This window comes from Corallibacter vietnamensis (assembly GCF_039537875.1).
Classification (GTDB): Bacteria; Bacteroidota; Bacteroidia; order Flavobacteriales; family Flavobacteriaceae; genus Corallibacter; species Corallibacter vietnamensis.
Genome location: NZ_BAABBI010000004.1, coordinates 40,024 through 64,887 on the forward strand (window position 1 = coordinate 40,024; position 24,864 = coordinate 64,887).

The window sequence follows — 24,864 nt, forward strand, 5'->3', positions numbered from 1 at the left end:
TTTTTGTTTAAGTTATTTCTAAATTGACGCTCAAAAGTACAATGTGTTACATTTTAATTCCTTAAGGTTTTGTTAAAAGCGTAATTAGTATATTCGCAATATGTCAGAACCTTTAATAAGTATACTTACACCTTTTAAAAATACGCAAGATTTTCTAGACGATTGCATACAATCTATTATTAACCAAACACATAACCAGTGGGAGCTCATTATTATTGATGACCATTCTACAGACAACAGTTATGAGCTTGTAAAAAAATATGCTGATATTGACTCGAGAATAAAACTTTTTAAAAATTCAGGTAATGGAATAATAGAAGCGTTACGCTATGCCTTTTCTAAAAGTTCTGGAGACTTTATAACCCGAATGGATAGTGATGATATTATGCCGCAAAACAAACTAGATGTTTTACTTAAAAATCTCCTACATCACGGCAAAGGTTATGTAGCAACAGGATTGGTTAAATATTTTAGTAAACACGGAATTAGCGATGGTTATGTACGTTATGAAGCGTGGTTAAACAATTTAACTATTACTGGTAAAAACTATTCTGAAATCTATAAAGAATGTGTGATCGCTTCTCCTTGTTGGATGGTTCATAAAGATGACTTAATTGCCTGCGATGCTTTTACCCCAAACAACTATCCTGAAGATTACGACTTGGTATTTAGGTTTTACAAAAAAGGATTAAAGTGTATTCCTTGTAATGAAATACTGCATTACTGGCGCGATTATAGCTACAGAACTTCTAGAACGCATGAGCATTATGCTCAAAATTATTTTCTAGAAATAAAGCTGCATTACTTTTTAGAGTTAGATTATGATAGCAAACGCCCGCTTACTATTTGGGGTGCTGGATTTAAAGGAAAAACTATAGCAAAGTTTTTGATAGAAAAAAAAGTTCCCTTTTACTGGATATGTAACAATCCTAAAAAAATTGGTAAAGCTATTTATGGGCAAACGCTACTTGCTTTTAATGAATTAGAAAACATATCAAACCCTCAAACCATTGTTACTGTTGCTAACACAAAATCTCAAAAAAGAATAAAAGAATATTTTAGTAACCTAAATATGCATCCGGTTACAGATTATTTTTTCTTTTGTTGATACATTAATTTGTTGTTAAAAGGTTTGCATTTCAACTGTAAACCTTATTTTTGTAAATAAACCCATTTAGGAATGCAGTTTAAACATCCCGAACTTCTCTATGCGCTATTTTTGCTCATCATTCCAATAATTATTCATTTATTTCAACTACGTCGATTCAAAAAAGTAGCCTTTACCAATGTTGCTTTTTTAAAAAATGTAAAACAACAAACCAGAAAAAGCTCTCAAATAAAAAAGTGGCTTACCCTTATTACTCGTTTATTGCTTTTTGCTTGTATCATATTGGCTTTCGCGCAACCTTATACTTCAAATAAAAACAGTTTTAACACAACTAACGAGACTGTTATTTATTTAGACAATTCCTTTAGCATGCAGGCCAAAGGAAAGCAAGGTGAACTTTTAAAACGTGCTGTTCAAGATATTATAGACAATACACCAGATAATGAAAACATTACTCTGATAACAAACAATGAAACGTTTAGAAACACACAAATAAAAACCATTAAAAACGATTTACTTCAGCTTAATTACACACCCAATCAACTAACTTATGAAGCTGCTTTAATAAAGAGTAAAAACGCGTTTAGTAAAAACAGTAATAGTCTAAAACACCTCATATTTATTTCTGATTTTCAAGAAAAAGACAAAACTTTTATCCCTGCAAAAGACTCTTTAATCAATATTCATGCTGTTCAACTAAAACCTGAAACCATTAATAATGTTAGCATAGATAGTTTATACATTTCAAAAACTACAGCTACCAATACCACACTAACAGTTACACTAAAAAACTCTGGTTCAGAAATTGAAAATTTACCAGTATCATTATACAATGATACGATGCTTATCGCCAAAACATCGGTATCCATTAAAAATGAAGCTACTACTACTTTTGAAATCCCTAACAATACAACCATAAAAGGCCATATTACAATAGACGATACAGCGCTTCAATTTGATAACAGTTGCTATTTCAGCATTAATAAACCTTCAAAAATACAAGTGCTAGCTATTAGTGATGTTACAGATAGTTTTTTGAGTCGTATTTACTCTGATGATGAATTTAACTACACGAATACCAGTTTAGGTTCATTAAATTATAGCAACATCACAAAGCAAAATCTTATTATTTTAAACGAATTAAGAACCATACCAGAAGCACTTTCTAGAGCATTAAACGAGTTTCAAAACAATGGTGGGTTTGTGGTTGTTATAAATTCTCAAAATGCTGAAATTCCAAGTTACAACACATTTTTAGCTACCAATAATATTAAACTAAATGCATTAGGAAATTTTGAAAAACGCGTTACTACAATAAATTATGCGCATCCGCTGTTTGGAAATGTATTTGACAATAAAGTTGATAATTTTCAATATCCTAAAGTTTCTAGTTTTTATACTGTAGCTTCTGGTAGCACTACTTCAGCGCTTTCTTTTGAAGATGGACAACCATTTTTAGTACAACAAAACAATCTGTTTTTATTCACTGCGGCTTTAAACACTGAAAACTCTAATTTTTCTAGTTCGCCACTTATAGTGCCTACATTTTACAACATTGGTAAACAAAGCTTAAAAACACCAAACATATATTATACCATAGGAAAAGAAAACACCTACGACGTTGCTGTAAACTTATCTCAAGATGCTGTTTTAAAACTAGAACAAGAGTCTATAAGCATTATTCCGCAGCAACAATATTATAATAACAAAGTAGCTGTTACTACCTTCGAAACCCCTGATATATCTGGAGTTTATAATTTAATGAATAATAAAGAACTAGTTAAATATGTGAGTTATAATTATGATAGAAACGAAAGTAATATGACTTATCAAAACCTATCTGCTTTAGAGCAAATAAATATCTCTCACGATTTAACAAAGGTGTTTAACACGATAAAAAGTAATTCAAAAGTTAACGAGCTATGGAAATGGTTTGTTATTTTTGCGCTAGCTTTTTTAATTTTTGAAATGCTCATCTTAAAATATTTTAAATGAACGTACTCTTAAAATCTGCCACTATAGTTGATTCTAAAAGTGACTATCACAATGAAACTGTTGATATCTTAATTGAAAATGGTACAATTACCAATATTTCAAAAACCATAAAAAATAAGAATAACTACAAAGAAATTTCTTTAGATAATTTACATGTTTCTCAAGGTTGGTTTGACAGCAGTGTTAGTTTTGGTGAGCCAGGCTATGAAGAACGTGAAACTATTGCAAACGGATTAAAAACAGCTGCTCATTCCGGATTTACAAATGTTATTGTAAACACCAATACAAATCCAGTTATAGATAGCTATGCCGATATTTCTTTTTTAAAATCAAAATCTCAAGGGCATGCTGTAAACTTACATCCTCTTGGTGCTTTAACAAAAAATAGTCAAGGTGAAGCATTAGCTGAATTGTATGACATGACAACAGCAGGCGCTATTGGTTTTTATGACTACCAAAAGCCTATTAGTGATCCTAACCTTATGAAAATTGCACTTCAATATGCAAGTAATTTTGGTGGTTTGGTATTTGCTTTTCCTCAAGAATCTAAAATTTCTAGAGATGGTGTTATGAATGAACACATAACAAGTACTACTTTAGGACTCAATGGAAATCCTGCTTTAGCTGAAGAGCTGCAAATAGCTAGAGACTTATTTTTATTAGAATACACAGGTGGTAAATTACATATACCTACTATTTCAACCGCAAAATCTGTAGCTCTTATCAGAGATGCAAAAAAGAAAAAACTTGACGTAAGTTGTAGTGTGGCAATTCATAATATCGTTTTAACAGATAGCGTTTTAGAATCTTTTGATACGCGTTATAAAGTATTACCTCCCTTACGAACAGAAACAGATACTTTAGCGCTTATTGAAGGTTTAAAAGACGGTACCATAGATATGGTGACTAGCGACCACAACCCTATTGACGTAGAACACAAAAAAATTGAGTTTGATTATGCTGCTTATGGAACCATTGGTTTAGAATCTGCTTTTGGTGCGTTACAATCTGTTTTCACAACAAAAAAATCAATCGATTTACTTACAAAAGGCAGTGAACGTTTTGGTATAGAAACAGCTCCTATACAAGTAGGAAACAAAGCTAATATTACACTATTTAATCCAACTACAGTGTATACTTTTAGTAAAGACGATATGTTATCTACATCAAAAAATGCCATTTTTGAAAACTACAAACTCAAAGGAAAAACTTACGGTATAATTTCAAATAATAAACTTGTTTTAAATTAATAATCATGACAGAACAAACTATAAACAATGGTCGCACACTGGCTATTGTTAGCTATTTCACTTTCATTGGTTTGATTATAGCTATAATTATGAATTTAGAAAAACGCAACCCATTTACTTATTTTCATATTAGGCAAATGCTAGGCTTGATTTTAATGCTAATAACATCTAACATCGTTGAGAAATACGTAAATAGTTGGTTAGGCACTACATTTTGGACTATAACCTTTGTTTGTTGGCTATTTGGTATATATTATGCTATAAGTAAACAAGCAAAACCCATTCCTTATATAGGTGACTATTTTCAAGACTGGTTTAAAAACATAAACTAAACTAATACAATGGCAGATTTATCATTATTTCATATCACAAGACCTTCAACTTTAAAAGAAAATGCACCACTACTTATTATGTGTCATGGTTATGGTAGTGACGAAAACGATTTATTTTCGTTCGCATCAGAATTACCTGAAGAGTTGTTTATCATTTCTGTTCGCGCTCCTTATCCTTTAGAGCCTTACGGAAATGCTTGGTATGCCATAAATTTTGATGCTGAACAAGGAAAATGGAGTGATGATGAACAAGCTAAAACTTCGCGAGATGCTATTGCTACTTTTATAGAAGAAGCCTGTAATGTGTATCCTGTAAATAAAAACAATGTATCGCTTTTAGGGTTTAGTCAAGGCACTATTTTAAGTTATGCAGTAGCACTTACCTACCCTGAAAAAATAAAGAATATTGTTGCTTTAAGCGGTTACATAAACCCTAATATAATTCCTGATAACCCACAAGATTACGACTACAGTCAATTAAATTTTTACTGTTCGCATGGTAGTGTAGACCAAGTAATTCCAGTAGATTGGGCTCGTAAAGCACCTAAATTTTTAGATGCTTTATCTATTAAACATACCTACTCTGAATTTCCTGTGGGACATGGTGTTGCCCCTCAAAATTTTTATGAACTTAAAGATTGGTTGGTTTCAAAAATTTAATTAGTTGGATATAAAAATGAATCCAATACATTAAATTTTAATTGCTTATTGTCTGTAAGCTCATATTTTACAAGAAGTTCTCCCCAATATTTTCCATCAGAAAAATTGGCTATAATCCACTCATGATTTAATAGTCTAATATGATCTATTAGCATTCGTCCGCCATTACCAGACATAGCAGCATAAGGTATTAATGGGTGTTCATCACCTTTTACCGTATTCAAATCATACATCTGATCTTTTATAAAAGGCACTAACTCATCTATTCTATACCCTTTGTTTTCATAAAAAGTCATGGCTTGTTCGCTATTTTCAATAGAAAATTCTGAAGCGACTAAAATTTTATCACGCAATTGATTAATGGTATCTGCGTATTTTTCTTCTCGTAATACTTTTCTATCAAGCTTTTTCTCGTAGTCTTCTAAAATATGTTTTGAGTTTACATACTGAAACAATACAAGTAACAGTGAAAAAATAAACAAGTACATAAATATTCTATTCTTCATTATATGGTAATTTGTAAATTATCGTAAGCTAAAAAAACGTTTTCTGGCAACTTTTGTTGTACCTCATCATGGAAACCTAACAAGTGACTTATATGCGTTAAATAAGCACGTTTGGGTTTTACTTTATCTATAAACTCTAAGGCTTCACTTAAACTAAAATGAGATATATGCTCGGTTTCTCTCAATGCATTTATTACTAAAACATCTACGCCTTTTAGTTTTTCAATTTCTACTTCTTCAACAAACTTCATATCTGTTAAATAAGCAAATTTGTCAAACCTAAAACCAAACACTTGTATTTGATAATGTGTTCCCTCAATTGGAATAACATTCATATTTCCTAACTGAAAAGGCTTATTTTCTATAACATGTGGCAACACACTTGGTGCTCCAGGATATCTATTTTCAGTTTCAAATATATAATTAAATCGAGTTTCTAGTGCTTTTAAAACTCGCTCATGAACATAAATTGGCAAATCTCCTTGCTTAAACACAAACGGTCTAATATCATCTAAACCTGCAGTATGGTCTGCATGCTCGTGCGTAAAAATAATTCCATCTATTTTGCTGCAATTAGCGCGTAACATTTGTTGCCTAAAATCTGGACCACAATCTATTACATAAGCAAAGTCTTCCCATTCTATCAATACAGAAACTCGTAAGCGTTTATCTTTTGGATTTTCGCTTAGACATACTGGGTGAGAGCTTCCAATAACTGGAATCCCTTGAGATGTTCCTGTTCCTAAAAAAGTAACTTTCAAACGTGTTAATTTTGTAACAAAAATAAACTATTTATTTTGTTTCACCTGCTATTTTAATACCTTTGTGATAAAGATTTAATCCCGGTTTACATATGGAAATTACCTTAAAAGGAGACAGAGAGTTTGATGAGATTCCTTCGCTTAAAACAAAAGCACTTCGTATTAACCTAAACGAAAACATCTATGGTACCTTTGCCGAAATAGGCGCAGGTCAAGAAACTGTACGTCAGTTTTTTAGAGCTGGTGGTGCATCAGGAACTATCGCAAAAGCAATGTCTGCTTATGATAAAGATTTTAGTGATGCTATTTATGGTATTGAAGATGATAAACGCTATGTAACTGAAGCGCGATTACGAAAAATGTTAACTCATGAAATCAATCTTATAGAACAGCGATTAATTCGTGAAAAGCATCCTAATAAATTATATTTCTCATATGCTAACACGGTAGCAACCATAGACTTTGCTAAAAAATACAAAGGTCATGGTTGGGTTGGAATTCGTTATCAAATTGATCCTAATGAAAAGGAATATAACGAAATCATTCTTCATATTCGTTTTAAAGAAAATGATGCAAGACTACAACAAGAAACGTTAGGTATTTTAGGTACAAACTTAATTTATGGTGCTTTTTATAAGTATAATGAGCCTAAAAAGCTTTTACGATATTTATATGATCACCTTGATAAAGATCAATTAGAAATTGATACAATAAATTTTTCTGGACCTGTTTTTGAAGATGTAGATAACCGTTTAATGAGTTTACAACTTGTTAAAAATGGTATGACAGATGCCGTAATGTTTGCCCCAGATGGTAACAACGTACTTCCTGCTGCTGTACTTTACAAAAGAAACATATTAGCATTAAGAGGAAGTTTTAGACCTGTAACCAAAGTCAATATGGACATGTTTAAGAAATCTTATGACATGTTTATAAAAGAAAATAAAGTAGATGAAGAAAAAACACAAGTTGTGTTTGAAATTACGCTTTCAAACCTTCGTGCTGAAGGAGAGATTGACGAGCAAGACTTTATGGATCGTGCCAAACTACTTTGTTCTTTAGGTCAAACCGTATTAATTTCAAACTTTCAAGAATATTACAAACTGGTTGAGTACTTCTCTCAATACACAAAAAGTCGTATGGGACTTGCTATGGGCGTAAACAATTTAGTTGATATTTTTGATGAAAAATACTACCGTCATTTAAGTGGAGGTATTCTTGAAGCCTTTGGTAAACTCTTCTTTAAAGACTTACGCGTGTACTTATACCCAATGCAAAATGACGATGGTACCATTACAAACAGTGAGAATTTAAAAGTACATCCGCGTATGAAAGAATTATATAAATTCTTTAAATACAATGGAAAAGTCGTAGATATTAGCGATTACAATATGTCAAACCTTTCTGTTTTTTCTAGAACAGTTTTAAAAATGATAAATGAAGGCGAAGACGGATGGGAAGCTATGCTACCAGAAGGTGTTTCTAAATTAATTAAAGAAAAAAGCCTCTTTGGTTGCGAAGTTGAAGAAGTTTTTAGAGATGAATAAAACAATAAAAAAAGCGACCAAAAGGTCGCTTTTTTTATTTTAATATTTGGCTTGTATGCTCTTTGGTTTTTACTTTAGAAATTATATCCTCAATAACACCTTGTTCATCAATAATAAAAGTTGTTCTGTGAATACCATCATATTCACGTCCCATAAACTTTTTAGGCCCCCAAACACCAAAAGCATTAATTACCGTTTTATCTTCATCTGCTAAAAGCGGATAAGGAAAACCATACTTGTTTTTAAAATTAGATTGACGTTTAGCACTATCTGCACTTACGCCTATTATATCATAACCTTGGGCTTTAAAACGGTCGTAGTTATCACTTAAATTACATGCTTCTGCTGTACATCCAGGTGTACTTGCTTTAGGATAAAAGAAAACTACTAATTTTTTTCCTTTGTAATCACTTAAAGAAATTGTATTTCCATCTTGATCTTGTGCTGAAAACTCTGGAGCTTTGTCTCCTATTTTTAAACTTGTCATATTTATGTAACTTTGATTTTTTATTATAAATAGCCTTGAAATACACAAGGCATTGTAAAAATATTATAACTATAGTAATAGCTCTGTAGTTATAAAAGTCTCTATTATTGAGTAAAAATACAACTATGACCAAACAAGAAAAAGTAGATTTTGTTATAAATACGTTAAAGGAATTATATCCTACCATTCCTATTCCTTTAGACCATAAAGATCCTTACACCTTATTAATAGCTGTTTTAATGTCTGCTCAAAGCACAGATGTTCGTGTTAACCAAATAACACCACTACTATTTGAAAAGGCAGATAATCCTTATGACATGATAAAATTAACTGTGGATGAAATAAGAGAGATTATAAAACCCGTAGGATTATCTCCTATGAAAAGTAAAGGCATTCATGGTTTATCACAAATTTTAATTGATAAACATAACGGTGAAGTTCCAAAAACATATGAAGCACTTGAGGCTTTGCCTGCGGTAGGACATAAAACTGCAGCCGTTGTTTTATCTCAAGCTTTTGGTATTCCAGCTTTTCCTGTAGACACTCACATTCATAGGCTTATGTATCGTTGGGGGTTTACCAATGGTAAAAACGTTGTACAAACTGAAAAAGATGCTAAACGCTTATTTCCTGAAGCATTATGGAACGACTTGCACTTACAAATTATTTGGTATGGTCGTGAGTATTCGCCTGCTCGTGGTTGGAATCTTGATAAGGATATTATTACAAAAACGATAGGTCGTAAAACTGTGATAAATGATTATTACAAAAAAAAGTCCTGACGACTAATCAGGACTTTTTCAAAGTTTAGTTGAGAAGTGCTTCAAACTTCATCTTATTACAATTTATAACACTTAAAGCCTTCGAATAATTAAGAAGAAAATTAACCGTTTCTTCTTTTGGATTTAAATCAGTTTGAATTTGAGGAGTTTTTTTTGAGTAAAGTTTTGCCATTTAAATAATTATTGGGTTATACACTTTACTTAACGCCTATAAATTTAGTTTATTGTATTTAAAATTAAAAAATTACTAATTCGTTAATATGATATTGTGCTTATCTATTATTTTTCTCATATTTATTAGTGCATAGCGCATTCTTCCTAGTGCGGTATTAATACTTACACCTGTTTTTTCTGATATTTCTTTAAAGCTCATATCATTATACATACGCATTACCAAAACCTCCTTTTGGTCTTCTGGTAACTCTTCTATAACACGACGCACATGACTTTCTACTTGGTTTTTTATAATACTTTTCTCTGCATCTAATGCACTATCACTTATCACCGAAAAAATATTAAAATCTCCTGTATTGCTAAATTTTGGCATTCTATTATTTTTTCTAAAATAATCTATCACCAAATTGTGAGATATGCGCATTACCCAAGGTAAAAATTTTCCTTCTTCATTATACTTCCCTAACTTTAAAGTTTTTATAACCTTAATAAAGGTATCCTGAAAAATATCTTCAGCAATATCTCTATCATAAACTTTTGAGTAAATAAAGCTATAAATACGTTGCTTGTGTCTAGTTATAAGTGTTTCTAATGCCTTTTCATTACCTTTAAGGTAATTACTAACTAAAGTAGCGTCTGAGATAAGTTCGTTGTGCATAATCATTACTTTTTAACATAGATATACATCTATGGCTTGGGTTAAAAATGTCAAAAAAAGTAATTGTATGCTATAGGCTACTTATATGATTTTTAGATTTATATGATTCAAATATAACAACATTCATTTCTAAAAAGCAAAAATTATTTAAAATTTTCTTAAAAAAAATGCTAATCTATCTATTTTTTAAGCTAATAATCTTGTAGTATCTTTGCGCAATTATCTTCTATAATTACTATGGCTACAAATATTTCTGAAGTAAACCCTAAAACCAATATTATCATTAAAGGTGCTAAACTGCACAACCTTAAAAATATTGATGTTGTTATTCCTAGAAATAAATTAGTGGTTATTACTGGGCTTTCTGGTTCTGGTAAATCTAGTTTAGCTTTTGATACGTTATATGCCGAAGGACAACGCCGGTATGTTGAAAGTTTATCTAGTTATGCGCGTCAGTTTTTAGGACGTCTTAATAAACCAAAAGTTGATTACATAAAAGGAATTGCTCCTGCCATTGCCATAGAACAAAAAGTAAACTCTACAAATCCAAGATCTACAGTAGGTACGACTACAGAAATTTACGATTATTTAAAATTATTATTTGCTAGAATTGGTAAAACATACTCTCCAAAATCTGGTGACGAAGTAAAAAAAGATACGGTTGCAGATGTATTAGCTTTTGTTAAAACATTTACTGAAAGAGAAAAGCTACTACTACTCGCGCCTATTCATCTTGAAGAAGGTCGTACCATGCCTGAAAAATTAAAGGTCTTACAACAACAAGGTTATGCAAGAATACAAGTAAACAATGAGGTTTTTAGAATTGAAGACGCCATAGATAAACCCCTTGAAAATGTGTTTCTTGTAGTTGATAGGATTATTACAAAAAACGAAGAAGATTTTTATAACAGACTAGCTGACGCCATACAAACTGCCTTTTTTGAAGGTAAAGGCGAATGCTATATTGAACAGTTAAGTAACAATAAAAAACGTCATTTCAGTAACAAATTTGAACTAGATGGTATAGATTTTTTAGAACCTAATATTCATCTATTTAGTTTTAACAACCCTTACGGAGCGTGTCCTAAATGCGAGGGTTATGGAGATATTATTGGTATTGATGAAGATTTAGTAATACCTAATACAGCGCTTTCTGTATATGAAAATGCTATTTTTCCTTGGCGCGGAGACAGTATGAGCTGGTACAGAGATATGCTTGTAAACAACTCTCATAAATTTGATTTCCCTATTCATAAACCCTATTTTGAGTTAAGCGAAAATCATAAACAACTTATTTGGGATGGCAATGAGTTTTTTGAAGGTTTAAACAGTTTTTTTGCTGAATTAGAATCTAAAGCATACAAAATTCAAAATCGTGTTATGTTATCACGATACCGTGGTAAAACAAAATGTAAAGCCTGTCAAGGCAAGCGTTTACGCCCTGAAGCAAATTATGTGAAAATTGGTGGTAAAACCATTACCGATTTAGTAGACATGCCTTTAGATAAACTCATTACATTTTTTAAAAACCTGGAGTTAAACTCACACGAATTAAAAATTGCTGAACGCTTACTTAAAGAGATAAACAATCGTTTAAGCTATCTTGAAAATGTAGGTTTAAATTACTTAACACTAAACAGAAAATCAAACACGCTTTCTGGAGGTGAGAGTCAGCGTATTAACCTAGCTACCTCTTTAGGTAGTAGTTTAGTAGGTTCTATGTATATTCTTGACGAGCCTAGTATTGGCTTACACCCAAAAGACACCGAAAAACTTATAGATGTTTTAAAAGCATTACGAGATTTAGGAAACACCGTAATTGTTGTAGAGCATGATGAAGATATTATGCAGCATGCTGATGAAATCATAGATATTGGTCCAGAAGCAGGTACTTTTGGTGGTGAAGTTGTTGCCGCTGGTACATATAGCGATATGTTAGCATCAAACTCACTAACAGCGCAATACCTTAATGGTAATTTACAAATTGATGTTCCTAAAAAACGCCGTGTATCAAAATATCATATAGACATAATAGGCGCAAGAGAAAATAATTTACAAAACATTAATGTTACGCTTCCTCTTAATATGCTTACTGTTGTTACAGGTGTTTCTGGTAGCGGAAAAAGTACACTTATTAAAAAAATCGTGTATCCAGCGTTACAAAAAAAACTTACCGATTTTGGAGATAAACCAGGACAGTTTAGTGAACTAAAAGGCAACTTTAGTAACATAAAGCATATAGAATTTGTAGATCAAAACCCTATTGGGAGATCTTCTCGTTCTAATCCAGTAACATATATTAAAGCTTATGATGATATCCGCTCGTTATTTGCTAGCCAAAAATTGAGTAAAATACGAAACTACCAAGCAAAACATTTCTCTTTTAATGTTGATGGTGGCCGCTGCGAAACTTGTAAAGGTGAAGGCGAAGTAACTATTGAAATGCAGTTTATGGCCGACGTTCACCTTACTTGTGAAACTTGTAATGGTAAAAGGTTTAAAAAGGAGGTTTTAGAAGTTACATTTCATGATAAATCTATTGATGATATTTTAAATATGACAATAGACGACGCCATAACGTTCTTCAACAATCACGATCAAAGTAAAATACATAACAAGCTTAAGCCTTTACAAGATGTTGGTTTAGGCTACGTTACATTGGGGCAAAGTTCATCAACACTTTCTGGTGGTGAAGCGCAACGTATTAAGCTTGCATCATTTTTAGGAAAAGGTAGCAAAAGTGATAATGCGCTGTTTATCTTTGATGAACCTACAACTGGTCTACATTTTCATGACATTCAAAAGTTATTAAAATCGTTTAATGCTTTAATTGAAAAAGGACACTCTATTATTGTTATCGAGCACAACCTAGAACTTATCAAATGTGCCGACTATATTATAGATCTAGGCCCTGAAGGAGGCGAAAACGGTGGTAAACTTATGGCTAGCGGAACTCCTGAAGAAATTGTTGCTAATGCAAATTCTATTACAGGTAGTTACCTTAAAGAAAAGCTCTAATAATATAAAAAAGCAAAAAAGGCTAAAAAGAGTGTTATTGGAATAAGTATTGTAAAAAAACTTAATACAATAACATTACTTTTTACAAAGCTTATAAACCAGCCTTGTTCATAAAAACGTTTTAGGCCTATAAATAAGTATATAAAGGTAGATAACATAGTTAGTACTGTTATCCAAACAGGAAAATTTGACCATATAAAGTTACAGGCTACCAAAATGCTAAATACTGTAAATAGATAAGCAAAAAAGTAAAAGCTAAACACCAAATGATAGGCATAAGCTCCTTTTCTAAAATACATTAGCTTTAGTAACAATGCAAATATTGGTAGTAAAAAAAACATGGCTATCGGGATGGTATCATAAAAACGTTTTAGAATAGAACCGCCACTTTTATATTTATAAAATTTTAAAAACTGTTCATAAAATTTTCTTTTTAAATAACCCGCATCATCATCAAGGCCCATATGCTTATAAATAACTTGATCTGAAGCTCCTACTCGTAATAATGAATCTACCTCTGTTTGATTAAAACCAGCAAAATTATATGACCTTTTAGAACTTGAACTTGTTTTTATGATAGAGTCTAGCGATTTTATTTCTGCATTTGTCAACTCTAAATCTTCATTGTTTTTTATATAAGGTGCCATATATTTCTTAAACTGAACAGAATCTAAAGGCTTTTGATACATAGAGTCCATAACAACTTTAGCTCTTTCAAAATCTTTCTTAATAGAAGCATCAAAAAGAGTTGCTTGCTTATTTGCTATAAATGAAAACAAGAAGAAAAGTACAACCGAAATAAACAAATACATTTGAGCCGGATGCAAATACAGCAAGCGCTTACCTTCTAAAAAACGCTTTGCCAAATACCCTGGTCTTGTCATTAACGGAATAAAGCTTTTAAAAAAACGTGCATCTACAGAAAAGTAGTTACTAATAGTATTACTAAACAGAATTCCCAGTGTTAATTCATCTTTAGATTTTTGTCCGCAATAAGGACAAAACTTATAAGTTACATCAAAAGATTTTTCACAGTTTTTACAAGTGTATTGGTTAGTTGGCATAATCAGCATTGTTGGTACTCATAAAAGTATAAAAAAAAACCGTTCTTACAGACAACACAAATAGCTAACAATCAGCTTATTATTTTTTTGGCACGCAAATTGAAAAGAATAAAACAAATAGCGTAAGCCGAAAAGCTAATGAGTAGGCATCATCTAAAAACCTAAATATTATGAAAAAACTAGGACTTTTATTTACAGCATTACTAATAGGATTGGTAACTGTATCAGCAGCAGAAAAAACGTCTGAAAAATTGGTAAACAATTTAGAGATCAACACGCGCTATAATTATACACAACCAATAAGGTTTGTAGAGCGTGGTGTAGAATTCTTAATCTTTCCTGACGGAAGTTTTGATTTTAACACGCATACCCAATCACCATACTATTCTGGTAATCTTTATTACAGAACATCTACAATTACAAGACGTAGTTCTGTAAACAGAACATTTGGCGCTCCAAGAACTACGGTTATAAATCGTGTGCAATATTCTCAACCTAGAAATACTGGCGTACTTATAGAACATGATACAGATGGTAAAGTAAGACGTATTGGTAATGTATTTATTAATTATGATAGAACAGGAAAAATAAAACGTGCAGGATCTGTTTATATGAGCTATAATCGTATTAATGGCTTATTATCTCAAGTAGGTGGTTTATATATACATTACAATAATTGGGGTCAGGTAATTAATACCAGCGGATTTATAAACCATACAAATAATACAACTTTTGGGTATAACTCACCGCAAAATGGCACAGTTTATGATACTAATAATTGGTATGACAGTGATGAAGATTTCTATTACTACAAACAGAACGGAAAAACACCAAGTAAAAAGTAGGTATTAGATTTAATATATTTTGTTAGTTAATTTGATAAATCCCAGACAATCTTTTGATTAAGACTGTTTGGGATTTTGTTTTGCATAAAGAAACAAACCTGTTTCTAATTATCATTTAGTGACCAAATAAGCGCTTTTTCTTTAGTAGCTCTAAAAATAGTATGGTGTTTCTCTTTTGGTTCATCAGCGTATTTCCATGTAAGTGTTTCTGGCGCATGGCTTATTAAGGCCTTTTCAACACTGCGAGTGTATTGCGAGATATCTTCAACACTAGAACCTGCAAACCAAAGTTTTAACTTTGTGTCAGGCAATTTAGAAAGTAACATTTCTGCATGGCTTGATAAATAATGATTATTCCACCAAAGCGACGGATCCATAGCGATGTAAAAATTAAATGCTGTTGGTTGCACAAAAAACGTTTCCATAACAAATAGTCCAGCAAGCGACTCTCCTATTATACCTTTTACTTTAGTAGTTCGGTAAATTGCGTTTATTTCAGGCATTAACTCTTCTGTAATAAATGCTCTAAAATTTTTAGCGCCATCTGTTATAGGACAATATTGTTTATCGTCTTCTGCTTCTGAAGCTCCTGTTAAATCTCTTCCGCGTTCTGTGTTCTCAATACCAACCAGTATAAACGGTGGTATTTTATTTTCTGATAACAGTTTGCTTAATGTATTAGCAATATGCGGAAAATCTTCTTTTACGCCTCCATCTGGCATATACAACACCGGAAAACTATCTGTTGATGTGTCATATCCTGGTGGTGTCCAAATATTAATAATACGCGTTTCGTTTACATGTTTTGAAACAATTGTTATGGTATCATGATTTGGTACCGGATCACGATACGTAGCTTGCTTACTTTTACAGTTTACGAGCAAAACCAAAATACCAATAAATGCATATATTTTTTTCATAAGTCTATCTTTTAAGCTTACTTATTTATAAGAGAATCTCTTTATAGTTTATCACCCTAAAAACTACAAAATTTTAATTACTTTACAAGGATTTCCATAAGCTAAAACATTGTCAGGCACATCTTTAGTCACTACACTTCCTGCTCCTATGGTTACATTATTACCTATGGTGACTCCAGGAAAAATCACAGAGTTACCTCCTACCCAAACATTGTCTCCTATAGTTACAGGTTTTGTTGATGTCAGGTAGCGTGATGTATTGCCTTCTGTAATGATTCTTTCTGAAGCTTTTAAAGGATGTGTTGCCGTGTAAATTTGTACATATGGTGCTATTAAACCGTTTTTTCCAATGGTTATTTTGTTATTGTCTAAAAACATACAATTGGTATTCACAAAGGTATTTGCGCCTATAGAAATATTCTTGCCATAGTCACAAAAAAAGGGTGTTTCAATCCAAACATCAGGACCCTTATACTCAAAAAGAGCACGTAGTATGTCCTCTCGTGTTTCTGCTAATTCTGAATCTAAATTATTGTATTGTTTTAAAAGTTTTCTGGCATTGTGGTACATAGCAATCAACTCTGGGTCTCTAGAATTGTAATGATCGCCATTTAGCATTTTTTCTTTTTCTGTCACCTTATTATTAAAAATTTATTTATTTCTTATTTTTCTTCTATCACTGCAAGTAACTAGTTCTCTATTCATTAACAAGCAGGTTATTCTTGTTGCTTTGTTAATATCGGTGTATATTTTTTGAATTATTATTATTCAAATCTTAATAATACGTTATTGGCATTATATTTCATAAATCTCAATAGGCAAATTATCAGGATCACTAAAAAACGTAAATCGCTTTCCTGTAAACTCATCAATCCTGACAGGCTCTGAATCAACACCTCTTGATGCCAAAAAATCTCTTGTTCCATCAACATCGTTCACGCCAAATGATATATGGCGCAAGCCTGTTGCTTCAGGTCTTGATACGCGTTGTGGCGGATTTGGAAAAGAAAATAACTCAATCAGGTACACGCCGTTTAGTGATAAATCTAGCTTGTAGGAGTCTCGCTCTGCTCTATAAACTTCATGACTAATTTCAAATCCTAAAACCTCTGTATAAAAACGCTTTGATTTTTCATAATCTGAACAAATAATTGCAATATGATGTAACCGTTCTATCTTCATTTTTTTGTGCCTAGTTTCTTATTCTTAACTATTGTGGTTATTATTTACTACACCCGAAAGATAACGAACGTTTTTATATTGGTTTATATGCTGTGGCCATTTGTTTGTTATTATTAGTAAGGTTGCCTAGATGTTGCATGCATACTGTATGAAATTCAGTACAGGATTGAGCATGACAAGTTTGTGGTGGTTAATCAGAACTTTGTGGTGGTCAATCAGAACTTTGCGGTGGTCAATCAGAACTTTGCGGTGGTCAATCAGAACTTTGTGGTGGTCAATCAGAACTTTGCGGTGGTTAATCAGAACTTTGTGGTGGTCAATCAGAACTTTGCGGTGGTTAATCAGAACTTTGCGGTGGTTAATCAGAACTTTGCGGTGGTCAATCAGAACTTTGTGGTGGTCAATCAGAACTTTGCGGTGGTTAATCAGAACTTTGTGGTGGTCAATCAGAACTTTGCGGTGGTTAATCAGAACTTTGCGGTGGTTAATCAGAACTTTGCGGTGGTTAATCAGAACTTTGCGGTGGTCAATCAGAACTTTGTGGTGAGCAATCAGAACTTTGTACCAATCAATCAGAACTTTGTACCACCTAATCAGAACTTTGTACCACCTAATCAGAACTTTGTACCAATCAATCAGAACTTTGTGGTGGTTAATCAGAACTTTGAGGTGGTCAATCAGAACTTTGTGGTGGTCAATCAGAACTTTGTGGTGGTTAATCAGAACTTTGTGGTGGTCAATCAGAACTTTGTACCAGTCAATCAGAACTTTGTACCACCTAATCAGAACTTTGTACCAATCAATCAGAACTCTGGAACGGTTAATCAGAACTCTGGAACGGTTAATCAGAACTCTGGAATGGCTAATTAGAACTCTGGAATGGTTAATCAGAACTCTGGAACGGTTAATCAGAAGTCTGGAATGGTTAATCAGAACTCTGGAATGGCTAATCAGAACTCTGGAACGGTTAATCAGAACTCTGGAATGGTTAATCAGAACTCTGGAACGGTTAATCAGAACTCTGGAATGGTTAATCAGAACTCTGGAATGGTTAATCAGAACTCTGGAACGACTAATCAGAACTCTGGAATGGCTAATCAGAACTCTGGAACGACTAATCAGAACTCTGGAATGGCTAATCAGAACTCTGGAACGGTTAATCAGAACTCTGGAACGGTTAATCAGAAGTCTGGAACGGTTAATCAGAACTCTGGAATGGTTAATCAGAACTCTGGAATGGTTAATCAAAACTTTGTGGTGGTAACCAAAAGTTTGTAATGGTTGATTAGGAGTAAGCGTGAATTGGCAACGGTTTGGCTATGCGTAGTTCGGGATTAAAATGCACTTCACATTCAGTTTGCCGTTATGTTTTTTAATATTCATTTACTTTAAGTTTAGCACCAAAACCCGCATTACGTATAGCCGTTGTTGTGGTGTCGTATTTTATTTTCATATTGGAAATCCTTCTCTCCTTAATTCACTTTTTTCTTGTTCGTTAAAGTTCTTCCTAATCAATTCCATCCTTGTTCTATTTTCCCTTTTCTGTCTTATCCAATGATATAAATTCCCAATTTTAGATTCGGTTAAAGACCAAATACCTTCTGGATTAATCGACTTGTTATAGCGAAATGATTTCCATTCTTCCGTTCTGTCCTTTTGACGAGTTCTAATTCTCCCTAATGGACGTTCTTCGTCAAATACTAAGTACCAAGCATCAACGATATCTTGTTGAATTTCGTCAGGGAGTTCATCGATTCTATCTCTTAAAGCACTATTAAATCTATTTTGAAAATTAGCTTTATTCGGATTTTCTCTTTCTAAAAGGTCATTGACAAATCTTGTGGCAGTATCTATTGGTGTCCTGCTTTTCGAAGACAAATCGAGTATGTCATTTATTTTTTCCATTATATCCAACTTTTTACCCGATTTGTTGGCTTTTTTTATTCCCTGAATCCAAGTGCCAAGTCGTACGCCTTTATATTCATATCGTTGACTCAAACCAATATTTTCTCCTTCATCAACTGCTTCTTGGAGTAACTTTAATTTAGTGTCCGCTTTCCATTCTTGCCACAACTTGTGGGCATCGCCAAAGTAAAAATGCTCCTGTTTTAGTTGTTTTTCGTGGTCTTCTGGTAGTATTTTATTTTTGTGATAAATCTTTTGTTTCAGATACCAATTATAAAGTGAAGGGTTTTTGTAATCTCTTGGAACTGTAACGCTATATTTTTCTCCTTTATCGCGATTTTCCTTTTTGAACTCTTTGAATAATTCAAAGAAATCAGGCCAAGAGTTCAAGTAGTCTTCAGTTATTGCAGGAATATAATCGGAGTCATTTTTGTATGAAGGTGGTTTTGATTCAATTTTGCCTAAAGTATCCTTGTCGAACTTCAGTTTTTTTCTTTTGTCAAAAGCTTTTTTATTTGACTTTACAAATTCAAATTCCGCATTTGTTTTTGATTCAGGCCAAATGAAACCTGATTGTTCTAAGTCAACAAGAACTTCTGTCGTCAATTTTTGAACGTTTTTATCTGTTCCTTTGAGAATTGGGTCGAAGTATTCTTCAAATTGCCTTACTAATTTTTTCCCTTGCTGATTATTCTTTGAAAACTCAAAAAATGTAGAGGCTTCTATATTATCAAATAGTCCAAAACTTGTCAAGTTTGAAGAACCTGTAATAAAGCGATAATTGTGCTTGCCTTGAAAAAAATAGATTTTTGGGTGAAACATTATTTGGTCACTTGTGCAGAAAATCCAAGTGTCAATGTTGTTGTCGATTAAAAATTGAAGAGCTTCTCTCGAAGTTCCTTTTGGTACAATTCCAAGATAGAACTTTAATGACTTAAATTTTTTAGAAGCTTCAAGTAGTTCTTTCTTAATTCGGTTTATTCCTGACATTTTCGTAAAAGCAGAAAACCCAACAAAAGAGTAGTAGTCATCATTTTTAAACGAATCAATCATATAATGTCCAACCGTATTGGTATGGTCTTTATGAAGTCCGTGTCCTAAAAATTCAACTCTCATTTCGTTTTTTTATATGCACCACAACAATTGTATAAACACACTATTGTGTTTATCTATATTATGTTTATACCTCTAAAATAGTTAAAATTCTTAAAAACTGATCTGGTTTTAAGGTTATTTGTGTGTTAGGCTGGTAGTAAATAAAAACTGAATAGAAAATCCGCGAGGATTTTGCTTCGCCAGTTCGCTTTGCTCGTGTCAGAAGTAGGCTAGAACAAGTAATTACTTATAGCTATTGTTGGCAACAGTTATTTATATTTCCAGTTAGTTAAAATATCAGCTATTTCTTTTCCAACTTCTTTTTCTAATCGAGTTGATAATTCCGAGTCAGTAAGAACTTTTGTTTTACTTAAGTCTGTATTTATTAAAAACTCTCGAAGTTTTATTAAAATATCAGTTTTATTTGAATCTAATATTGATTTTGCGTTTTGATAAAGTTGCATTTGAAACCATTCATAGTTTTGAGGCGTTAGCTTTTGGACATATTTTTCTTCAAAATCATTGAGAGTTTTAAATTCGACCATTCTATCTCCAGATTGTATTACGAATTCAGGATACGTGTTCATCAACGGGTAAGATGAATTCAATTTTTCTTTTATGAAAGAATACATACTCAATGTCGCAAATAATTCTTGTAACCATTTTCTTTGAGGTTTAGTTCCTTCTTTAAAATGATAAAGATGAGCTAATTCGTGAATTGATAAGGTCTCTCGATAAAAGAGGTCTAAATCTATATTCTCTCCGTAAACAGTCTTTAATGAAGTCAAATATTGTTCAGGTAGTTGGGAAATCATTTTTTCCACTTCCATTGAAATTATTGATTTATCCAGTCCAAGTATTATATTTCCTTTTCCAGCTTGAGGTAAACCAGGTGGTGGAAAATAAGCGTATTTACTCCACTCTCTATTTTCAATAAATAAGACAACAAAATTTAAATCAGTCTGAAAAATTTTGTCAAAATATAGTTTAGCCTTGTTAAGGTTGTTAAGAGTCTCTGTTGTGGTTTTAATTGAATCATTTGAAACCAAAATTTTAAAAGTGTAATCAGTTTTCAGTTCAATTAATCCACTATGAATAGAAGTGTCAATCCAAGATTCTTGACCTTTTAATTGAGTTGATAAACAACACATTAAAAGTACAATTAGATTAGTTAATGTTGATTTTTTCATAGTCCTGTTTAATTGTGTACAACGGGTTTGGCTATGGTTTCGTTGCGTGTTTAAACACTAAAGTTAGCAAATAAATCACAGATAGAAAGTCCGAGAGACACGAACACGAAGTGCGAACTGTACGTTGGTGAATTTTTGTAAGTAGGCTAGAACTAGCAAAATCAGGATTGATATATGATGATGCTTATAAAAGTACTTTAGCCAAAAATTAGTTAGTTTTTACTTGTTTTTTACCACAGTACTTTGTTAGCTATCGTTTTTATTTTTCTTTCTATAACTGATTACTTGAATTATAAAGAATATCCCACCTGCTAGAGAAGCAACCAATAGCCCATAATTTGGACTAGAATTACCTTTTGGTTCAATAAAGATAAAGGCAATTACAACGGCTATGATAACTAATCCCATAAAAATTGCTGATATCAGTCCGTAATTGCTTTCGTAAATATTCTTGGCTCGTTTTATTTCTATTGAATCATCGGTTGATTTGGACTTTATCGTTTCTTCCAATTTTTCATAGAAAAAAGGAAAGTCATTATTTTCTCCGATCATTGAGAATTTATATTTCTTTTTGTCTTTTGTACGAATTCTTAAGAGGTCAAAATACTGTTCAGGCTGGAACATATAATCTTTGATATTTTGCCACTTTATTAACTGGTCACTTTTATTATGTAGTAAAAATTGTTTTTGCCAATTAACTTGAATACCGTCTTCTTTCATTTCAAGCTCTACCTGTCCATTGGGTATTTTTTTAGTAAATCGACTAGTTATATACCAAACTCCGCCATAAATGACTATAAATGAAAGCTTATTCAAATCATCAAATAACTTAAATAGAGGAATTGTTGCAATAGCAGCTAGAATGGGCGACCCCAAATAATGGAGTAGATAAAGTCCACGAGAGGCAACATTTAATTCAATTTTATTCATTTATCATTTTTGGTAATGGTAGCTAATGGTTTTGTATATGATACGTTGCGTGTTTAAGCACTAAAGTTAGCAAATAAATCACAGATAGAAAGTCCGAGAGACACGAGCACGAAGTGCGAACTGTACGTTAGTAAATTTTTGTAAGTAGGCTAGAACTAGCAATAAATTATATGCATTATTGGCAGTAGTTTTTATATTTCCATTTCTACCATTTCCGCTCTTGCTCCAAAACGGATTGGTAAAATACTTGTTCCTATTCCTTTTGATATGTACATTTTTGGTTCGGATTCTTTATACCAACCTTTTAAATATTTTCCACTTCCTTGAGGTTTAAAAGGAACAATTCCTAAAAATGTAATTTGTCCTCCGTGAGTATGTCCAGAAAGTACTAAATCAATATTGATATTCCCTTTTTGTTTTATTATTACATCTCTGTGTTCAGGACAATGTGACAAAACAATATTGGTTTCAGTTCCTTTTAGGTTTTTAACTGCTTTTACGAAATCAGCGTTTCCTCCAACAAAATCGTCAATTCCGATTATTGAGATTTCTCGATTTTTAATTGAAATTGTTCTGTTCTCATTTATCAATAATTCACAATTATTTTTAGAATAAATATTTTTAAGTTCTGTCAGATTTACATTTCCCCAATATTCCCAATTTCCAGTTATCGCATATTTTTTAATCGAATTATCAATTAATTCAAGGAATTCGTTCAGAGATTTTATTTTTTCTGTTTTATCAACTGAATCTCCAGTTATAAATATTAAATCAGGTTTTATTGAGTTTATTTTTTTTGCAATAGATTTGTGAAAATATCTTAATTGGTCAAAATGTAAATCCGAAATCTGAATGATTTTTATTTTGTCTTTTTGTGATTTTGAGATATCAAAGTAATTCCAGTCAATTACATATTTTTCAAACCAAAGAGAGTCCAAAAGCACTAATCCAATTGAGGCTAAAATTCCTCTTTTAATAAATTTTCTTCTGGTTAAGTTCTTCATTTTTTCAATTACTGGTAACGGATTAGGCTATGAGTAGTTGCGTGTTTAAGCACTAAAGTTAGCAAATAATCACGGATAGAAAATCCGAGAGACACGAGCACGAAGTGCGAACTGTACGTTAGTAAATTTTTGTAAGTAAGCTAGAACTAGCAAAATCAGGATTGATATATGATGATGCTTATAAAAGTACTTTAGCGAAAAATTAATAGATTTTTACTTGTTTTTTACCATAGTACTTTGTTAGCAGTAGTTATTCTTTCGGATTAATAATTTTCGGCAGAACACGAGTATAACATCTAACATTCACTTTCCGTTTTCGGTAAGTAGATTTTATTATATTTAATTCCGTAACTGCTTTTTTAATATCTTTTTCAAATTCAGGTGCACTTGGATATCCTTTAGTAGCAATATCAGTCACGTTTCCATTTTTATCAACTGTAAACCAAACATACATTTCTCCAGAATACTCATAGTCTTTTTTAATCATAGCCAAAATTTGGTCACGTAAACTTTTTTCCAAGCATTGAGTTCTTTCTTTATCGTCTGAAATTGCATCGCAATCACTTTCGAAAGGTGTTTTGTCAACCATTGTAAAGTGAACTGTTTTTCCGTTTTTCTTTTTTACAAGTTTCAGGTCGGATTGAGAATGGACTATCGAAATGTTTAAAAATCCGATAATAAAAGTCAAATAAATTAATTTCAATTTCATTGTAGCTTCAGGGTTTCTTTAATTACACACAACGTGTTTGGCTATGGTTTCGTTGCGTGAAAATCCGCGAGGATTTTCCGCCGTAAACCGAAGATAGCAAATTTGCGAGGACTTTCCGATAGAAAAGTCAGAAGCAATGAACTATAGCCGGTGTTGTAACACGTTTTTTTTATTTTCTTTTAAGGTGTCAGATTTTCTCTCCATTGAAATTATTCGTCCATTTTTAATTTCGGTTCTAACTCCTATGTTTTTTTTAAAAATTCCGAAATATTTATATTGCTTTTCACAAATTATAACAGTATCAAAGTCTTTATTATAATCTGAAATCTCAACTACACTTAAACTCAATTTTATTACATTAAGTTCATCCGCTTTCTTTTTTTCAGAGTTTGAGTAAGTCGATTTAATGTATTCACTAATTTTAGTCAAATATCCATTCAAGTTTTCAATTAGGTCATTATATATTTTTGTATGATTTTCTGAAATCCCATTTGTTCCAAAAGTTAAATATAAATCAAAAAATCTGCGATTTTCGTCATAAATAATCTCTGAAAAATATGCTGAATTAATCAGCATAAAATTCCGTTTTATTTTTTCGGTTGTAAGGGATTCTAATTTAAATTTTTTGTTCAACAAAGATTGGTTTTAAATGTGTTACAACGTGTTTGTGTATGATTAGTGGCGTGTTTAAGCACTTACGTTAGCAATTCCGAGTGGATTGCTTTGCCAGTTCGCACTTTGT

Annotated in this window: 25 protein-coding genes; 11 read left to right on the forward strand and 14 right to left on the reverse strand. The window is 32.1% G+C overall.

Annotation, left to right across the window (positions count from 1 at the left end; translation table 11 throughout):
* Window positions 1-100 precede the first annotated feature (100 nt).
* The 5 genes from ABD690_RS11725 (at window position 101) to ABD690_RS11745 (ending at window position 5,345) form a co-directional block, all read left to right on the forward strand.
* On the forward strand, window positions 101-1,108 hold the full coding sequence (locus ABD690_RS11725) for a glycosyltransferase family 2 protein (RefSeq protein ID WP_344730770.1): 1,008 nt from the start codon (window positions 101-103) through the stop codon (window positions 1,106-1,108).
* Between the two features lie 72 nt (window positions 1,109-1,180).
* Complete coding sequence (locus tag ABD690_RS11730; RefSeq protein ID WP_344730771.1) at window positions 1,181-3,103, forward strand: BatA domain-containing protein; 1,923 nt, start codon at window positions 1,181-1,183, stop codon at window positions 3,101-3,103.
* Complete coding sequence (locus tag ABD690_RS11735; protein WP_344730772.1) at window positions 3,100-4,353, forward strand: dihydroorotase; 1,254 nt, start codon at window positions 3,100-3,102, stop codon at window positions 4,351-4,353. Before ABD690_RS11730 ends, ABD690_RS11735 begins: the two co-directional genes overlap by 4 nt.
* A gap of 5 nt (window positions 4,354-4,358) precedes the next feature.
* Window positions 4,359-4,685: a DUF4870 domain-containing protein gene (locus tag ABD690_RS11740; RefSeq protein WP_344730773.1), complete on the forward strand. Its 327-nt coding sequence runs from the start codon at window positions 4,359-4,361 to the stop codon at window positions 4,683-4,685.
* Between the two features lie 9 nt (window positions 4,686-4,694).
* Window positions 4,695-5,345, forward strand: coding sequence for an alpha/beta hydrolase (locus ABD690_RS11745; RefSeq protein ID WP_344730774.1), 651 nt, complete (start codon window positions 4,695-4,697; stop codon window positions 5,343-5,345).
* On the opposite strand, the gene ABD690_RS11750 is transcribed toward ABD690_RS11745, so the two are convergent.
* Together ABD690_RS11750 and ABD690_RS11755 are read right to left on the reverse strand one after the other, a co-directional pair.
* Entirely contained in the window at window positions 5,342-5,851 is a 510-nt protein-coding gene (locus ABD690_RS11750; protein WP_344730776.1) for a hydrolase, read from the reverse strand. The two genes, ABD690_RS11745 and ABD690_RS11750, sit on opposite strands and share 4 nt — an antisense overlap.
* On the reverse strand, window positions 5,851-6,612 hold the full coding sequence (locus ABD690_RS11755) for an MBL fold metallo-hydrolase (RefSeq protein ID WP_344730777.1): 762 nt from the start codon (window positions 6,610-6,612) through the stop codon (window positions 5,851-5,853). The genes ABD690_RS11750 and ABD690_RS11755 overlap by 1 nt, the downstream gene beginning before the upstream one ends.
* Window positions 6,613-6,704: 92 nt before the next feature.
* Here ABD690_RS11755 and ABD690_RS11760 point away from each other — a divergent pair, with 92 nt between their 5' ends.
* A complete protein-coding gene (locus ABD690_RS11760; RefSeq protein ID WP_344730778.1) occupies window positions 6,705-8,159 on the forward strand; it encodes a TonB-dependent receptor in 1,455 nt (484 codons plus the stop codon).
* 34 nt (window positions 8,160-8,193) lie between these two features.
* Here ABD690_RS11760 and bcp read toward each other — a convergent pair whose 3' ends face one another.
* A complete protein-coding gene (gene bcp / locus ABD690_RS11765) occupies window positions 8,194-8,646 on the reverse strand; it encodes a thioredoxin-dependent thiol peroxidase (RefSeq protein WP_344730779.1) in 453 nt (150 codons plus the stop codon).
* A 125-nt stretch (window positions 8,647-8,771) separates the two neighbouring features.
* Here bcp and ABD690_RS11770 point away from each other — a divergent pair, with 125 nt between their 5' ends.
* On the forward strand, window positions 8,772-9,428 hold the full coding sequence (locus ABD690_RS11770; RefSeq protein WP_344730780.1) for an endonuclease III domain-containing protein: 657 nt from the start codon (window positions 8,772-8,774) through the stop codon (window positions 9,426-9,428).
* A 247-nt stretch (window positions 9,429-9,675) separates the two neighbouring features.
* On the opposite strand, the gene ABD690_RS11775 is transcribed toward ABD690_RS11770, so the two are convergent.
* The gene (locus ABD690_RS11775; RefSeq protein WP_344730781.1) at window positions 9,676-10,260 is read right to left on the reverse strand and encodes an RNA polymerase sigma factor; all 585 of its coding nucleotides are present in this window, start codon (window positions 10,258-10,260) and stop codon (window positions 9,676-9,678) included.
* A gap of 237 nt (window positions 10,261-10,497) precedes the next feature.
* Between ABD690_RS11775 and uvrA the strand changes: the two genes are divergently transcribed.
* On the forward strand, window positions 10,498-13,278 hold the full coding sequence (gene uvrA, locus ABD690_RS11780) for an excinuclease ABC subunit UvrA (RefSeq protein WP_344730782.1): 2,781 nt from the start codon (window positions 10,498-10,500) through the stop codon (window positions 13,276-13,278).
* Here uvrA and ABD690_RS11785 read toward each other — a convergent pair.
* On the reverse strand, window positions 13,275-14,342 hold the full coding sequence (locus ABD690_RS11785) for a DUF3667 domain-containing protein (RefSeq protein ID WP_344730783.1): 1,068 nt from the start codon (window positions 14,340-14,342) through the stop codon (window positions 13,275-13,277). The genes uvrA and ABD690_RS11785 overlap by 4 nt on opposite strands.
* A 170-nt stretch (window positions 14,343-14,512) precedes the next feature.
* Here ABD690_RS11785 and ABD690_RS11790 point away from each other — a divergent pair, with 170 nt between their 5' ends.
* Window positions 14,513-15,187 carry a hypothetical protein gene (locus tag ABD690_RS11790; protein ID WP_344730784.1) on the forward strand — a complete coding sequence of 225 codons (675 nt, stop codon included), beginning with the start codon at window positions 14,513-14,515 and terminating at the stop codon, window positions 15,185-15,187.
* 104 nt (window positions 15,188-15,291) lie between these two features.
* On the opposite strand, the gene ABD690_RS11795 is transcribed toward ABD690_RS11790, so the two are convergent.
* From ABD690_RS11795 to gloA2, 3 genes are all read right to left on the reverse strand, one after another.
* Window positions 15,292-16,107 carry an alpha/beta hydrolase gene (locus ABD690_RS11795; protein ID WP_344730785.1) on the reverse strand — a complete coding sequence of 272 codons (816 nt, stop codon included), beginning with the start codon at window positions 16,105-16,107 and terminating at the stop codon, window positions 15,292-15,294.
* A gap of 63 nt (window positions 16,108-16,170) precedes the next feature.
* Complete coding sequence (locus ABD690_RS11800) at window positions 16,171-16,743, reverse strand: sugar O-acetyltransferase (RefSeq protein WP_344730786.1); 573 nt, start codon at window positions 16,741-16,743, stop codon at window positions 16,171-16,173.
* A 159-nt stretch (window positions 16,744-16,902) separates the two neighbouring features.
* Complete coding sequence (gene gloA2 / locus ABD690_RS11805) at window positions 16,903-17,289, reverse strand: SMU1112c/YaeR family gloxylase I-like metalloprotein (RefSeq protein ID WP_344730787.1); 387 nt, start codon at window positions 17,287-17,289, stop codon at window positions 16,903-16,905.
* A 186-nt stretch (window positions 17,290-17,475) separates the two neighbouring features.
* On the opposite strand from gloA2, the gene ABD690_RS11810 reads away from it, so the two are divergent.
* A complete protein-coding gene (locus tag ABD690_RS11810; RefSeq protein WP_344730788.1) occupies window positions 17,476-18,159 on the forward strand; it encodes a hypothetical protein in 684 nt (227 codons plus the stop codon).
* 9 nt (window positions 18,160-18,168) lie between these two features.
* A complete protein-coding gene (locus tag ABD690_RS11815; protein ID WP_344730789.1) occupies window positions 18,169-18,567 on the forward strand; it encodes a hypothetical protein in 399 nt (132 codons plus the stop codon).
* Between the two features lie 171 nt (window positions 18,568-18,738).
* Here the strand turns inward: ABD690_RS11815 and ABD690_RS11820 are convergent, their stop codons facing one another.
* The 6 genes from ABD690_RS11820 to ABD690_RS11845 all read right to left on the reverse strand — a co-directional run bounded on the left by ABD690_RS11820 (window position 18,739) and on the right by ABD690_RS11845 (window position 24,698).
* Window positions 18,739-20,310, reverse strand: coding sequence for a hypothetical protein (locus tag ABD690_RS11820; protein WP_344730790.1), 1,572 nt, complete (start codon window positions 20,308-20,310; stop codon window positions 18,739-18,741).
* Between the two features lie 248 nt (window positions 20,311-20,558).
* Window positions 20,559-21,479, reverse strand: coding sequence for a hypothetical protein (locus ABD690_RS11825; protein ID WP_344730791.1), 921 nt, complete (start codon window positions 21,477-21,479; stop codon window positions 20,559-20,561).
* 246 nt (window positions 21,480-21,725) lie between these two features.
* Complete coding sequence (locus ABD690_RS11830) at window positions 21,726-22,409, reverse strand: hypothetical protein (RefSeq protein WP_344730792.1); 684 nt, start codon at window positions 22,407-22,409, stop codon at window positions 21,726-21,728.
* 191 nt (window positions 22,410-22,600) lie between these two features.
* A complete protein-coding gene (locus ABD690_RS11835) occupies window positions 22,601-23,413 on the reverse strand; it encodes a metallophosphoesterase (protein ID WP_344730793.1) in 813 nt (270 codons plus the stop codon).
* A 250-nt stretch (window positions 23,414-23,663) separates the two neighbouring features.
* Window positions 23,664-24,122 (reverse strand): hypothetical protein, encoded by a 459-nt coding sequence (locus ABD690_RS11840; RefSeq protein ID WP_344730794.1) that lies wholly within the window; start codon window positions 24,120-24,122, stop codon window positions 23,664-23,666.
* A gap of 141 nt (window positions 24,123-24,263) precedes the next feature.
* Window positions 24,264-24,698, reverse strand: coding sequence for a hypothetical protein (locus ABD690_RS11845; protein ID WP_344730795.1), 435 nt, complete (start codon window positions 24,696-24,698; stop codon window positions 24,264-24,266).
* Window positions 24,699-24,864: the final 166 nt, after the last annotated feature.

Coding starts and splice junctions, on each gene's coding strand:
- ABD690_RS11725 (WP_344730770.1), top strand. CDS start 101: ATGTCAGAACCTTTAATAAGTATACTTACACCTTTTAAAAATACGCAA.
- ABD690_RS11730 (WP_344730771.1), top strand. CDS start 1,181: ATGCAGTTTAAACATCCCGAACTTCTCTATGCGCTATTTTTGCTCATC.
- ABD690_RS11735 (WP_344730772.1), top strand. CDS start 3,100: ATGAACGTACTCTTAAAATCTGCCACTATAGTTGATTCTAAAAGTGAC.
- ABD690_RS11740 (WP_344730773.1), top strand. CDS start 4,359: ATGACAGAACAAACTATAAACAATGGTCGCACACTGGCTATTGTTAGC.
- ABD690_RS11745 (WP_344730774.1), top strand. CDS start 4,695: ATGGCAGATTTATCATTATTTCATATCACAAGACCTTCAACTTTAAAA.
- ABD690_RS11750 (WP_344730776.1), bottom strand. CDS start 5,851: ATGAAGAATAGAATATTTATGTACTTGTTTATTTTTTCACTGTTACTT.
- ABD690_RS11760 (WP_344730778.1), top strand. CDS start 6,705: ATGGAAATTACCTTAAAAGGAGACAGAGAGTTTGATGAGATTCCTTCG.
- bcp (WP_344730779.1), bottom strand. CDS start 8,646: ATGACAAGTTTAAAAATAGGAGACAAAGCTCCAGAGTTTTCAGCACAA.
- ABD690_RS11770 (WP_344730780.1), top strand. CDS start 8,772: ATGACCAAACAAGAAAAAGTAGATTTTGTTATAAATACGTTAAAGGAA.
- ABD690_RS11775 (WP_344730781.1), bottom strand. CDS start 10,260: ATGCACAACGAACTTATCTCAGACGCTACTTTAGTTAGTAATTACCTT.
- uvrA (WP_344730782.1), top strand. CDS start 10,498: ATGGCTACAAATATTTCTGAAGTAAACCCTAAAACCAATATTATCATT.
- ABD690_RS11785 (WP_344730783.1), bottom strand. CDS start 14,342: ATGCCAACTAACCAATACACTTGTAAAAACTGTGAAAAATCTTTTGAT.
- ABD690_RS11790 (WP_344730784.1), top strand. CDS start 14,513: ATGAAAAAACTAGGACTTTTATTTACAGCATTACTAATAGGATTGGTA.
- ABD690_RS11795 (WP_344730785.1), bottom strand. CDS start 16,107: ATGAAAAAAATATATGCATTTATTGGTATTTTGGTTTTGCTCGTAAAC.
- gloA2 (WP_344730787.1), bottom strand. CDS start 17,289: ATGAAGATAGAACGGTTACATCATATTGCAATTATTTGTTCAGATTAT.
- ABD690_RS11815 (WP_344730789.1), top strand. CDS start 18,169: ATGGTTAATCAGAACTCTGGAACGGTTAATCAGAAGTCTGGAATGGTT.
- ABD690_RS11820 (WP_344730790.1), bottom strand. CDS start 20,310: ATGAGAGTTGAATTTTTAGGACACGGACTTCATAAAGACCATACCAAT.
- ABD690_RS11825 (WP_344730791.1), bottom strand. CDS start 21,479: ATGAAAAAATCAACATTAACTAATCTAATTGTACTTTTAATGTGTTGT.
- ABD690_RS11830 (WP_344730792.1), bottom strand. CDS start 22,409: ATGAATAAAATTGAATTAAATGTTGCCTCTCGTGGACTTTATCTACTC.
- ABD690_RS11835 (WP_344730793.1), bottom strand. CDS start 23,413: ATGAAGAACTTAACCAGAAGAAAATTTATTAAAAGAGGAATTTTAGCC.
- ABD690_RS11840 (WP_344730794.1), bottom strand. CDS start 24,122: ATGAAATTGAAATTAATTTATTTGACTTTTATTATCGGATTTTTAAAC.
- ABD690_RS11845 (WP_344730795.1), bottom strand. CDS start 24,698: ATGCTGATTAATTCAGCATATTTTTCAGAGATTATTTATGACGAAAAT.